This is a genomic window from Lelliottia sp., from assembly GCF_045627565.1.
Classification (GTDB): domain Bacteria; phylum Pseudomonadota; class Gammaproteobacteria; order Enterobacterales; family Enterobacteriaceae; genus Enterobacter.
The window spans coordinates 133,230-145,624 of the sequence record NZ_JAZQNX010000001.1 but is presented as its reverse complement, the minus strand read 5'-3'; the positions used below and the strand labels follow the sequence as shown (position 1 = coordinate 145,624).

Here is a 12,395-nt window from a genome sequence, read left to right as displayed (position 1 = left end):
CGACAACAGGATAACTGTAAGGTTATTACGGGTTCACAAAGGTCTCCTTCACGCGAGCAGAGCGCCTGAAGTAAGGTGCAAACAGTGAGGCTGCCAGCAGCGGAAACAGCAATTGGCGCACCGCTAATCCGTCTGAAACCGGCGAAAAGGCAAAGGCTTTTAACGCCAGCAGCACAGAAATCAGCAGCCAGATAATATAGTGTTTAGGCACTTTCTGACGTCGCTTAAAGAAAGCAATGGTCAGCCAGAGGGTGTAGTACCACATCGCAATCGCAAAGCCGAAAGAAATAAACCACATGGCGATATTCATTGTGCTTTGTGAGGTTAAATTTTTGAGTGCGTAGGGTGTAACGAGCGCGGTGGAATAAAGCAGCAACGCCAGCGAGGCACTTAATAATGCAACCAGCAACCAGGCAAGTGGAGCGAATAACCAGCCTCCGATTTTCTCTCCAGGCAATGTGGCCATGTTATCTCCCAAAATTCTGCGCGAAATGAAACCCTGCAAATTTGCCGGGGCGTGAGTATATAACATTTCGCGCGGATGGGTATCTTCTTAGAGCACGTAGCGCCAAACGGTTTTCGGAACCTCGCCGACATTGAACAGGCGTCCGCCAGAAACTAACTCTGCGCGACGGTGATCGGCTGCACGGTACATATTGATGATTTCCTGATTGTCGGTCAGCGTATAGTTCAGATGATCAAACAGTTTTTCCAGGCTCTCGAGAGAACTGATTTTGCGAAATTTTAATAAATAGTCCTGAACTGTCATATTAATAAGTTTCCATTTTAAAGTAAGTCGTACCGCATACCTGTAGGGTAATTCGCACGAATAATAAACGGATAAAGAAAGGCGTAAATGGCCCATTCAAATGTTGAGGCTAAATTAGGAGTTTTCTTTGGAGAAAACAGGCGTCGGACGACACCTGGAAAAGAAGGTTAACCCTGATTAACATCCCAGGCAATATGCAACTGACAACATGTGTCACTCTTTTGGCGGGGGAGGTTACTTCGCCTGCGAGGCTGCAATCGGTTCAGGTGGCTGGTAGTTATCAATATGACTCGCCACGCCGAGAAGAACGACGGAAACACCCAGGACAACCCATCCTGCTAACTCAATGATTCTATTGATTATTGACGCCATGATTCGAGTTTGTAATTTATCCATAAACACAGAGCGTGAATGTTACAGCGTGACTTTCTGCATCGCAAGTATTTTGAAGAGGGTTTACCTCCAGCAATTCAGTGAGTTATCGGAATAAGTCTGGCTCATGAGTGGAAGCATGCTATTTTTGTTTATGTAATCCATTACAAAATGATTGTGACGCCATTGTTGATAGTGTGAAAATGCGCGTACGACAAGACAAGAGGCAACGACATGAGTGACAAAATTCGCGTTGGATTAATTGGTTACGGATACGCCAGTAAGACCTTTCATGCGCCGCTGATTGCGGGTACGCCCGGGATGGAACTGGCCATCGTATCAAGTAGCGATGCGTCAAAAGTGCATGCGGACTGGCCAACCGTCGCCGTAGTTTCTGAACCTAAAAAACTCTTTGACGATCCCAATATCGACTTGATTGTTATTCCTACGCCAAATGATACCCACTTCCCGCTGGCCAAAGCGGCGCTCGAAGCGGGCAAGCATGTGGTGGTTGATAAACCGTTCACGGTAACGTTGTCGCAGGCGCGTGAGCTGGATGCGCTGGCAAAAAGCCTGGGGCGCTTGCTGTCCGTTTTCCATAACCGTCGCTGGGACAGTGATTTCCTCACGGTCAAAGCGCTGATCGGCGAAGGAACATTGGGGGAGGTGGCTTACTTCGAATCCCACTTTGACCGTTTTCGCCCTCAGGTGCGCAACCGCTGGCGTGAGCAGGCTGGTCCGGGCAGCGGAATTTGGTACGATTTGGCTCCGCATCTGCTTGACCAGGCGGTAAATCTGTTCGGTTTGCCGGTCAGCATGACGGTCGATTTGGCGCAACTGCGTCCAGGCGCACAGGCCACGGACTATTTCCACGCCATTCTGAGCTATCCGCAGCGTCGCGTGGTGCTTCACGGCACCATGCTGGCAGCAGCAGAATCTGCGCGCTATATCGTTCACGGCACGCGCGGCAGTTACGTTAAGTTTGGTTTAGATCCGCAGGAAGACCGCCTCAAAAACGGTGAGCGTTTGCCGCAGGAAGACTGGGGATATGACATGCGCGACGGCGTGTTGACGCGCGTGGAGGGCGAAGAACAGGTACAGGAAACCTGGCTGACGCTACCGGGCAACTATCCGGCCTATTATGCGGGTATCCGCGATGCGCTTAACGGCACGGGCGAAAACCCGGTGCCAGCCAGTCAGGCCATTCAAATTATGGAGCTGATTGAACTGGGGATTGAATCCGCTAAGCATCGCTCGACGCTCTGCCTGGCATAAAAAAGAAGGCCGGCATTATGCCGGCCTTTTTCAATCATCCTGCGGCTAATTCGCGCAGCGCTTGTTTCTCCGATGGCGTTAAGAACGCAATTTCCAGCCCGTTCATCTGCGCCTGACGAATCTGTTCACGGCTCAGACCCGCCTGCGGTGCCGCAACATTGTACTCGTGAATAATATCGACACCCTGTACTGCCGGATCGTCAGTGTTCAGCGTGGCCAGTACGCCATGTTCAAGGAACGTTTTTAGCGGATGCTGCGCCAGAGAAGCGACAGTGCTGGTCTGGATATTAGACGTCAGGCAGGATTCGATGCCAATACGTTGTTCCGCCAGGAAATCCATCAATGCGCGATCTTCAACGGCTTTTACACCATGGCCGATACGCTCAGCGCCCAGCTCGCGAATAGCCTGCCAGATGCTTTCCGGGCCTGCCGCTTCCCCGGCATGAACCGTAATATGCCAGCCTGCGTCGCGTGCACGGTTGAAGTGAGAGAGGAACAGACTGCCCGGGAAGCCCAGCTCATCGCCCGCCAGATCGACAGCCGTAATATGGTCACGATGGGCCAGCAAACCCTCCAGCTCCTGCAGACATGCCGACTCGCCGAAGGTGCGGCTCATAATCCCGATTAAACGCGCCTGAACATTAAAGGCTTTGCAGCCTTCGCGTACGCCTTCGATGACCGCCTCTACCACGCCTTCTACCGGCAGGTTGTGGGTCATGGCCATATAGCCTGGGGAAAAACGTAATTCGACGTAATGCAGGCCGTTACGCGCGGCGTCTTCGATATTCTCAAATGCCACACGGCGACAGGCATCCAGAGACGCCAGCACTTTCACACCCCAGTCGAGTTTACTCAGGAAACTCACGAGGTCCGGTTCGTTAGCGGTCACCTGTACATGGGGAATTAATGACTCAAGAGTTGCTGCGGGAAGTGACAAATTAAACTGACGGCCAAGGTCGAGAATAGTCTGGGCGCGAATGTTGCCGTCAAGATGACGGTGAATGTCCGTTAACGGTAGGCGTGTATCGATCATGGTCGCACTCTTTTTCTGGTTAAAGTGCGGCTCATTATAAAAACAAAACGGGGTAAAAAGCTATTTGCGCAACGGAATATTCTATTGCGCAATGTGATTACAGCAGGGCGTTAATCCCGGCAATGAGGCGTTGGACACCTTGCTCAAGCTTGCTGCGGGGGCAACCCGCATTCAGGCGCACAAATCCTTTTCCTTCATCACCGTAAGTAAATCCAGGCATAATCGCGACTTTTTGCTGCGCGATCAGCACTTTTTGCAGCGCGTTATCATCAATGTTTAATGGACGAAGATCGATCCACGCCAGATAGGTGGCTTCTGGCGGCTGCCAGTGAAGATTCGGAAAAGTGCTGTTTAATTTTTCAGCGATATAGCGAAGATTACTTTCCAGATAGTCTCGCAGCGCATCCAGCCATGGCTCGGCTTGCTGATATGCCGCGATATGTGCCGTTAGTGCCAGAACAGAAGGGGAAGAAAGTCCATCGCGCCCCTTTAATGCACTCAGATAGGCGTTACGGCTTTCGTCATCGCCAATCAAACCATACGCGCCAGTCAGCGCCGGAATATTAAAACTTTTCGACGCCGAGGTCAGAAGCGCCCATTTGCTGCGCGCCTCTTCATTCCACGGCGTATGACGATGATTTCCCCAGACCATGTCCATGTGAATTTCATCGCTGATGACCGCAACGTCGTGACGGTCGCACAGTTCAGCCATCGTCTGTAACTCGTCGCGCGTCCAGACTTTACCTGTCGGATTTTGCGGGCTGCACAGCAGTAAAACTGTGTTTGAAGGCTGAGAGAGCGCCGCTTCGAGTTTGGCCATATCGCATTGCCAGCCTGAAGCCTGCTTTTCCATCGCCACGGGCACAACGTGACGATCATTGCCTTCAATGGCCTTATAGAAGGCATCATAAGCGGGCGTATGGACCACGATACCCTCACCGGGTGTTGACCAGAGGCGGATCAGCTCCGAAACCATGTAGATAACAGACGGCCCATATACAATCGCGTTCGTATCGATGCGACTGTTAAAACGTTGCTGGAACCAGTGCGCGACGGCGGCCAGAAACTCGTCATTTTTCCAGCGGCTGTAACCTAATACGCCGTGGTTAATGCGTTGGTGCAATGCCTCGGTGATGCAGGGCGCGGTGGCGAAATCCATATCGGAGATGGTAAATGGCAGCAGGTCGGCAGCACCAAAACGGTCGGCCACATAATCCCACTGTGTACACCAGGTTCCGTGCCGATCAACCACCGTTGAAAAATCAAACATATATGCTCGTCCTTTAGGTGAAAACCCCCTTTGGCGAAGGGGGCGAGACGTCAGGCTTCTACCGTTCTCATCAGGGTTGATAGCTCATCCTTGACCGATTGCACCTGCGGGCCAATGACCACCTGCAGGTTGTGTTGGTTGAGCTGGACCACGCCGATGGCGCGATTTGCTTTCAGCGCGTTGGTGTCGACTTTCGACATATCGCTGACCGACAGACGTAAACGGGTGATGCAGTTATCCAGCGAGGTAATATTATCCGCGCCACCGAGTGCCGCCAGAATAGCCGGGGTGTTATAGCCTGATTTCCCGACCGTGCCCACGACAGCCGTTTCAACGCTGCTGGCGGTATCCGTATCGCGGCCCGGCGTTTTCAGGTTAAAGCGAGTGATCGCGAAGCGGAAGATCGCGTAGTACACCGCGAACCAAATTGCCGCGACCACCGGCACCAGATACCACTTGGTTGACAGGCCATGCAGAATGCCAAACACCACGAAATCGATCACGTTGCCGTCGGTGTTGCCGATGGTGACACCCAGAACTGCCATGGTGGTAAAGCCAAGGCCCGTCAACACGGCGTGAATGAGATACAGAACCGGGGCCACGAACAGGAACAGAAACTCGATTGGCTCCGTTGTTCCGCCAACGACGCACGCGATCACGCCAGAGATCAGCAGACCCTTAATCTTATGACGGTTTTCAGGGCGAGCACAGTGGTACATCGCCAGCGCCGCACCCGGTAAACCGCCCAGGAAGGCTGGCATTTTACCCTGTGACAGGAAGCGCGTAGCGCTCTCGGAGAAACCATGCGTGGTTGGGCAGCTTAGCTGCGCCTGGAAGATAGTCAGCGCGCCGCTCACATCGTGGCCGCAGACGTCCATTGTGCCGCCTGCTTCGGTAAAGCGGATCAGCGCCACCAGAATATGCTGCAAACCAAACGGTAGCAGCAGGCGTTCACCGGTACCAAAAATCATCGGCCCAAAATCGCCCGCGCTATTGATAATATGACCAATACCGGTGATGCCCAGGGCAAAGACCGGCCAGACCAGCGGGATCACCAGACCAAACAGGCCCATCACCACCGTGGTAATGATCGGCACAAAACGGGTTCCACCAAAGAAGGCCAGCGCATCCGGCAGACGGATATTATGAAAACGCTCGTGCAGCATCCAGATAATCACTCCCGCGATAACCGCGCCGAGAATACCGGTGTCGATCGACTGAATGCCAATGACGTTCTGGATGTTGTTGGCTTTAAGAATCGCCGCATCGGTGGTCGGCAGAATACCCTTCGCCGTTAGCCAGAAGTTCACCGCCAGATTCATAACGGCGTAACCGACGAAACCGGCAAACGCCGCGACGCCTTTGTTCTCACGCGCCAGACCCAGCGGGATAGCAATACAGAACATCACGGGCAGGAAGCTAAACGCGAAGGAGCCAACTTTGCTCATCCAGACAAAGATCGCCTGCAGCACGGGATTGCCCAGGAACGGAATCAGCGTCACGACATCGTGGCTGCTTAATGAACTGCCGATCCCCAGCATGATCCCGCAAAAAGAGAGGAGCGCCACGGGTAACATAAAGGTTTTACCCAGTTGCTGGAAAAACTCCCACAGCGATATTTTTTGTGCTGCTTTCGCCGTCATAAAACGACTCCTTTATTGTTAAAATAAATGTTACGTCTTCATTGCAGCGAAAGATAAAACGTTTTACCAAAGTTTAGTGCGCTCTGAATCACATTCTCATGCTTTAATTCGCAGTATAAAGATAACGTATTGATAAAACGTTTTACCGGTCTGAACATCAGGGAGTTACGCGTTCACATGTCTGTTGCGAAAAAAATCACCATTAATGACGTTGCGCTGGCGGCGGGCGTGTCGGTTAGCACCGTGTCGCTGGTCTTGAGTGGGAAAGGACGAATTTCTGCCGCCACGGGCCAGCGCGTCAATGATGCGGTTGAGCAACTCGGGTTTGTGCGTAACCGTCAGGCGGCATCGCTACGAGGGGGGCAAAGTGGCGTGATCGGCCTGATTGTCCGCGATCTGACGTCCCCTTTTTATGCTGAACTGACCGCGGGGCTGACCGAAGCGCTGGAAGCGCAGGGGCGGATGGTTTTTCTGATGCACGGTGGCCGCGAGCCGGAACAGCTGCTGTCTCGTCTTGATATGCTACTCACTCAGGGGGTGGACGGCGTGATTATTGCCGGTGCTTCTGGCGCGGGGAGCGAACTTTGCGCACGCGCCGCCGACAAAGGTATTCCGCTGGTGTTTGCTTCACGCGCCAGCTATCTCGATGAGGCCGACACGCTGCGTCCCGACAACATGCAGGCGGCGCAAATGCTGACCGAACATCTTATTCGTCGCGGTCATCAGCGCATTGCATGGCTAGGCGGAAAAAGTTCTTCGCTGACCCGCGCCGAGCGCGTCGGCGGTTACTGCGCCACGCTGATTAAATACGGTTTGCCTTTCCACAGCGAATGGGTTGTCGAATGCGAGTCCAGTCAAAAGAAAGCGGCGGAAGCGATGGGCGCATTACTCAGCAGCAACCCAACCATCAGCGCGGTCATTTGTTATAACGACATTATTGCGATGGGGGCATGGTTCGGATTGATTCGTGCGGGCCGTCAGACGGGTGAGGGCGGGGTTGAGGCGTTCTTCGATCATCAGGTGGCGCTGGCGGCATTTGCAGACGTGGGAGAAAACGCGTTGGATGATTTACCCATCGTCTGGGCGACGACCCCAGCACGCGAGATGGGCTATACGCTGGCGGATCGCATTATGCAGCGTATTGATAAATCGGAAGTGCAGGCAGGCCATCAGATTGTGTCGGCGCGGCTGGTGACGGTGAAATAGCGGGATGTTTCTGAGCGAAGGGCGTTTCGGGCAAATAAAAAGCCCCTCAACAGAGGGGCTTTAACATTACTGCTGCGGTACGGCAGGCATTGCGGGTGCTGCCGGTTCGGCAGGTGCATTCTGGCCCGGCAAGCCGAGGGTCGGCATACCGAACATGCCGACAAAATCTTCCAGTGGCATTTTCTGACCGTTGAGTGTGACCTGGCCATTGGCATACTGCAGGCTGGTCCCAATCACGTTGTCTTCAAGCGTAGTGATACGGAACATCTGGCCCATAGCCGCCATGCCTTTCACCTGCTGGCTCGCCAGTTTTGCAGCGTCCGCTTCGTTATATCCTTCCAGCTTCGCAATCTGCGTCATGAACTCAGTCGCCATATCCACTGGAATGGTCAGCTTGCTTTCAAGCGATTTCACGCTGCGATCCACTTCCTGCGCCAGCGTTTGAGCTTCGCCAGTTGCGGTCGCCGGATCTTTCAGGAACAACGACAGGTTAAAGTTGGTTTCGCCTTTGCTGTTTTTCCAGCTCAGCGGCGCAATCGTAATAACCGGTTCGCCTTTTAACAGAATCGGCAAATTACTGACCAGTGCATCCATCGCTTTCTGCTGGTACAGCTCAGGATTGTTGGTCATTAGCTCTTTATCCGCGAGCAAAGCCTGGCTCTGCGCACGATACTGCTGGCTAAACTGGTGCCACGCCTGGCCATCGATATTGCCCACTTTCGCGGTCAGTTTGCCGGAACCCAGATCCTGACCCTGCACCTTCAGGCTTTTCAGGGTGTAATCCAGTTGGCTGTCGATATTCTTGCCATCTTTAGAAATCTCAGATTTACCGTTGAGATCCATCTCTTCCAGCACGGCCATCTCTTTCCCTTCAACGCCGATTGCCAGCTTACCGAGGGAGATTTTCTGATCGCCAATACGTTCGTCAAAGCTGGTGAGGCGGCTATTACCGTCAGTTTTCAGATTATTAAAGGTCAGCTGAACCTTCTGGCCGTATTCATTCACCGCGTTAACCAGTCCGCTTTCTGCGCTACCCGTCAGTGAGAATTCGTTACCTTCGCGATCGGCATCAAGCTGGAAATTACCGCCGCTGAAGGCCACTTTCTCATCGCCTTTTTCGTAGTTCAGGGCTTTAAGGGCAATATCAGAGCGGGTATCACCGGCATAGCTAATGCGCGTATCAATAACAAACGGTGATTCGTTCTTCGCGAGATCGAACAGCGGCTTAGACGCTTCGTTGTTCACCAGGGTGGTTTTCACCGACGCCATGGAAGGGATCAGATTGAAATGCTTCAGTTGTGCAAACGGGAACGGACCGTGATCGATAACTTCATCCAGCACAACGCTTTGCCCGGCTTTCAGCCAGGTATTTTCTGTCCCGGCGACGGGCTTCACGATCAGTTGCATATGGCTGGTAAACACGCCGCGTTGATAATCCTGATAGCTCAGTTCCAGCCCGGCTTCCGGGGCGGTGCGTTTCATTTCGCTGTTGGCCTGCGCCACCATCTCTGCCAGACGACTTTCCAGTTGCTTACCGGTGAACCAGGACGCGCCTGTCCAGACCACACCTAACGCCACTACAACCCCAACCGCTATAACCGATTTTTTCATCGTCATTATCCCTAAAATGAAACCAGGCGGAGTTAACCGCCTGGCAATGTAAGAAGTCTCTGTCTAGCTTAGCAAGAGTTGTTAAAAACGTCAGTAAGTTGCTAGAACTTATTGAAAACTCTGGCCAGACGGCCTGTGCCACTTATCGCAATCGGTGACTCATTCGCCGCAATAAAGGCTGACTCGCCCGGTTTAAGCACCAGACGTTGTTCACCTTTCTTCAGCACGGCTTCACCGTCGACGCAGAACAGGATCGCTGCGCTCTCCTGTGCAACGGTCGTTTCTGTGTGGCTGAGATCGTGCAAGGAGAATGCGAAATCCTCGACCGGGATCGGGAAATCCAGTTCCGCGCCGTTTTTCACCGGCTGGGTCAGCAGTTCTGCCGCCGGTTTGGCCACAAATTTGACGTTAGCGACCAGTTCCGGGATATCGATATATTTTGGCGTCAGGCCCGCACGCAGCACGTTGTCCGAGTTCGCCATCACTTCCAGCGCCACGCCCTGTAAATAGGCGTGTGGCGTTTCGGCGAACAGGAACATGGCTTCGCCAGGATTGAGCTTCACCACGTTCAACAGCAGCGGGGAGAACAGGCCGCTGTCGTCCGGATAAAATTCAGAAATCACGCGGATGGTCTGCCAGGGTTCACCTTGCTGGTTGTTGAGGGCGGTTTTTAAAATCGCCAGCGCGTGAGACTTTTCGTCACCCTGCATATTCAACAGGCTGGCAAAAAGCTGGCTCAGGCTTGCGGCGTCAGGGTTTTCAAGGAAATGCGCGATCGCTGTATGCGCACCGGCAACCGGCTGCAATAAAGAGACAATCTCAGAAAACTCGCGGAAGGCGTTCATGGCCAGGAATGGCGTCAGTGCGAAAACCAGCTCCGGCTTATGGTTCGGATCTTTGTAATTACGTTCGGCTGCATCGAGTGGGATACCCGCTGCGTTCTCTTTCGCAAAGCCCAGCTCAGACGCCTTCTTGTTCGGATGAACCTGAATCGACAGCGGCTGATCGGCGCACAGCACTTTAAAGAGGAAGGGCAGTTCGCCGAAACGGTCAGCAACCGCGTTACCCAGCAGCGCGTTTTTATCCGCATCGATCACATCGCGCAGCGAGCGCACATTGCCGCTGGCATCTTCAATTTTTGAGCTGCTCTTCGGATGCGCGCCCATCCACAGTTCTGCCATCGGCAGATTATCTGGATTGGCGATCCCGTAGAGATCCGTTAACGCAGTTTGACTTCCCCAGGCGTAGTTCTGCACTGAGTTGATGAGTTTTTGCATTATCAAGCCCTGTTTCAAATGTGGAATTATCTGCCTGTATTAAAGCAATAAACCGCATAGAAGTAACCTGCGCGCACAAAAAGTCGTACTAGTCTCAGTTTTTGTTAAAAATTTGTGTAGGATAAGCCAACGCGTTTTTAAGCAGGGTAGACAAAGATCTGCCTGGATCAGAATGTGCAATGTCGTCAGTGAGAGCAAAATGTCGAACAAACCCTTTCATTACCAAAATCCTTTCCCGTTAAGTCAGGATCAGACCGAATACTATCTGTTAACCCGCGACCACGTTTCTGTCTCTGAATTTGAGGGGCAGGAGATCCTCAAAGTTGAGCCACAGGCGCTGACGCTTCTGGCACAGCAGGCGTTTCATGATGCCTCATTTATGCTGCGTCCCGCGCACCAGCAGCAGGTCGCCGATATCCTGAGCGATCCGCAGGCCAGCGAAAACGACAAATATGTGGCCCTGCAATTCCTGCGTAACTCTGATATCGCCGCGAAAGGCATTTTGCCGACCTGTCAGGACACCGGCACGGCCATCATCACCGGTAAAAAAGGCCAGCGCGTCTGGACGGGCGGCGGTGATGAGGCGGCCCTGGCGCACGGCGTGTACAACACCTATATCGAAGATAACCTGCGCTATTCACAAAACGCAGCGCTGGATATGTATAAAGAGGTCAACACCGGCACCAACCTGCCTGCACAAATCGACCTCTACAGCGTGGACGGCGATGAGTATAAATTCCTCTGTATCGCCAAAGGCGGCGGTTCGGCGAACAAAACCTATCTGTATCAGGAAACCAAAGCACTGCTTTCACCGGGTAAACTCAAAAATTATCTGGTCGAGAAGATGCGTTCCCTTGGCACGGCAGCTTGTCCGCCGTATCACATTGCGTTTGTGATCGGTGGAACGTCTGCTGAAAGCACCCTAAAAACGGTCAAACTGGCCTCGACCAAATATTACGACGGGCTGCCGACCGAAGGTAACGAACACGGTCAGGCGTTCCGCGATATTCAGCTCGAACAGGAACTGCTGGTCGAGGCGCAAAATCTTGGGCTTGGCGCGCAGTTTGGCGGCAAATATTTTGCCCACGATGTCCGCGTGATTCGTCTGCCGCGTCATGGCGCATCGTGCCCGGTCGGCATGGGCGTATCCTGTTCAGCTGACCGTAATATCAAAGCCAAAATCAACCGCGACGGTATCTGGATCGAGAAGCTGGAAAACAACCCAGGGAAATACATCCCTGAAGCACTGCGCAAGGCAGGTGAGGGCGAAGCGGTTCATGTCGATCTCAACCGTCCGATGAAAGAAATTCTGGCTCAGCTGTCGCAGTATCCGGTTTCAACGCGTCTGTCGCTGAATGGCACCATTATCGTCGGGCGTGATATTGCCCATGCAAAACTTCAGGAGCGTCTGGATAACGGCGAAGGGCTACCGCAGTATGTGAAAGACCACCCGATTTACTACGCAGGACCGGCCAAAACGCCAGAAGGATACGCCTCGGGTTCACTTGGGCCAACCACCGCAGGGCGTATGGACTCCTACGTCGATCAGCTGCAGGCCAACGGCGGCAGCATGATCATGCTGGCGAAAGGCAACCGCAGCCAGCAGGTGACCGACGCCTGTCACAAACACGGCGGCTTCTACCTCGGCAGTATCGGCGGTCCGGCCGCGGTGCTGGCGCAGGGCAGCATTAAGAGCCTGGAGTGCGTAGAGTATCCGGAGCTGGGAATGGAAGCTATCTGGAAAATCGAAGTAGAAGACTTCCCGGCGTTTATCCTGGTGGATGATAAAGGCAACGACTTCTTCAAACAGATCCAGTCGTCCCAGTGCTCAGCCTGCGTAAAGTAAGTTAATCGCGATGCCCGGTCACGCCGGGCATCGATAAGAGCGCACAAAGCGCCATGCAGCAAATTGATATCCAACAATACTTATCCTGAATGA

11 protein-coding genes are annotated in these 12,395 nt (G+C 53.2%); 3 read left to right on the top strand and 8 right to left on the bottom strand.

Annotated features, from left to right (window positions below; all coding sequences use genetic code 11):
* Window positions 1–25: 25 nt before the first annotated feature.
* From ACKI5T_RS00765 to blr, 3 genes are all read right to left on the bottom strand, one after another.
* Entirely contained in the window at window positions 26–466 is a 441-nt protein-coding gene (locus ACKI5T_RS00765; protein ID WP_407434901.1) for a DUF2569 domain-containing protein, read from the bottom strand.
* A gap of 87 nt (window positions 467–553) precedes the next feature.
* A complete protein-coding gene (ydgT, locus tag ACKI5T_RS00760; protein WP_041689386.1) occupies window positions 554–769 on the bottom strand; it encodes a transcription modulator YdgT in 216 nt (71 codons plus the stop codon).
* Between the two features lie 234 nt (window positions 770–1,003).
* Window positions 1,004–1,129 carry a division septum protein Blr gene (gene blr / locus ACKI5T_RS00755; protein ID WP_252688551.1) on the bottom strand — a complete coding sequence of 42 codons (126 nt, stop codon included), beginning with the start codon at window positions 1,127–1,129 and terminating at the stop codon, window positions 1,004–1,006.
* Between the two features lie 246 nt (window positions 1,130–1,375).
* On the opposite strand from blr, the gene ACKI5T_RS00750 reads away from it, so the two are divergent.
* Entirely contained in the window at window positions 1,376–2,416 is a 1,041-nt protein-coding gene (locus ACKI5T_RS00750; RefSeq protein WP_407434899.1) for an oxidoreductase, read from the top strand.
* Window positions 2,417–2,450: 34 nt separating this feature from the next.
* Here the strand turns inward: ACKI5T_RS00750 and add are convergent, their stop codons facing one another.
* The 3 genes from add to malX form a co-directional block, all read right to left on the bottom strand.
* Entirely contained in the window at window positions 2,451–3,449 is a 999-nt protein-coding gene (gene add / locus ACKI5T_RS00745; RefSeq protein ID WP_407434897.1) for an adenosine deaminase, read from the bottom strand.
* A 97-nt stretch (window positions 3,450–3,546) separates the two neighbouring features.
* Entirely contained in the window at window positions 3,547–4,719 is a 1,173-nt protein-coding gene (locus ACKI5T_RS00740; RefSeq protein WP_407434895.1) for a MalY/PatB family protein, read from the bottom strand.
* Between the two features lie 50 nt (window positions 4,720–4,769).
* Window positions 4,770–6,362, bottom strand: a complete 1,593-nt coding sequence (malX, locus tag ACKI5T_RS00735; protein WP_407434893.1) for a maltose/glucose-specific PTS transporter subunit IIBC — start codon at window positions 6,360–6,362, stop codon at window positions 4,770–4,772.
* Between the two features lie 177 nt (window positions 6,363–6,539).
* Here malX and ACKI5T_RS00730 point away from each other — a divergent pair, with 177 nt between their 5' ends.
* On the top strand, window positions 6,540–7,568 hold the full coding sequence (locus ACKI5T_RS00730; RefSeq protein WP_407434891.1) for a Mal regulon transcriptional regulator MalI: 1,029 nt from the start codon (window positions 6,540–6,542) through the stop codon (window positions 7,566–7,568).
* Window positions 7,569–7,634: 66 nt separating this feature from the next.
* Here ACKI5T_RS00730 and ACKI5T_RS00725 read toward each other — a convergent pair whose 3' ends face one another.
* Both ACKI5T_RS00725 and manA read right to left on the bottom strand, forming a co-directional pair.
* Window positions 7,635–9,179, bottom strand: a complete 1,545-nt coding sequence (locus ACKI5T_RS00725; protein WP_407434890.1) for a YdgA family protein — start codon at window positions 9,177–9,179, stop codon at window positions 7,635–7,637.
* Window positions 9,180–9,280: 101 nt separating this feature from the next.
* Entirely contained in the window at window positions 9,281–10,456 is a 1,176-nt protein-coding gene (manA, locus tag ACKI5T_RS00720) for a mannose-6-phosphate isomerase (protein ID WP_407434888.1), read from the bottom strand.
* Window positions 10,457–10,655: 199 nt separating this feature from the next.
* Here manA and fumA point away from each other — a divergent pair, with 199 nt between their 5' ends.
* Window positions 10,656–12,302, top strand: a complete 1,647-nt coding sequence (gene fumA / locus ACKI5T_RS00715) for a class I fumarate hydratase FumA (RefSeq protein ID WP_407434886.1) — start codon at window positions 10,656–10,658, stop codon at window positions 12,300–12,302.
* The last annotated feature ends 93 nt before the right edge of the window (window positions 12,303–12,395 follow it).

Bases quoted from the DNA above. Each gene is read 5' to 3' on its own strand.
- ACKI5T_RS00765 (WP_407434901.1), bottom strand. From the start codon at position 466: ATGGCCACATTGCCTGGAGAGAAAATCGGAGGCTGGTTATTCGCTCCA.
- ydgT (WP_041689386.1), bottom strand. From the start codon at position 769: ATGACAGTTCAGGACTATTTATTAAAATTTCGCAAAATCAGTTCTCTC.
- ACKI5T_RS00750 (WP_407434899.1), top strand. From the start codon at position 1,376: ATGAGTGACAAAATTCGCGTTGGATTAATTGGTTACGGATACGCCAGT.
- add (WP_407434897.1), bottom strand. From the start codon at position 3,449: ATGATCGATACACGCCTACCGTTAACGGACATTCACCGTCATCTTGAC.
- ACKI5T_RS00740 (WP_407434895.1), bottom strand. From the start codon at position 4,719: ATGTTTGATTTTTCAACGGTGGTTGATCGGCACGGAACCTGGTGTACA.
- malX (WP_407434893.1), bottom strand. From the start codon at position 6,362: ATGACGGCGAAAGCAGCACAAAAAATATCGCTGTGGGAGTTTTTCCAG.
- ACKI5T_RS00730 (WP_407434891.1), top strand. From the start codon at position 6,540: ATGTCTGTTGCGAAAAAAATCACCATTAATGACGTTGCGCTGGCGGCG.
- ACKI5T_RS00725 (WP_407434890.1), bottom strand. From the start codon at position 9,179: ATGAAAAAATCGGTTATAGCGGTTGGGGTTGTAGTGGCGTTAGGTGTG.
- manA (WP_407434888.1), bottom strand. From the start codon at position 10,456: ATGCAAAAACTCATCAACTCAGTGCAGAACTACGCCTGGGGAAGTCAA.
- fumA (WP_407434886.1), top strand. From the start codon at position 10,656: ATGTCGAACAAACCCTTTCATTACCAAAATCCTTTCCCGTTAAGTCAG.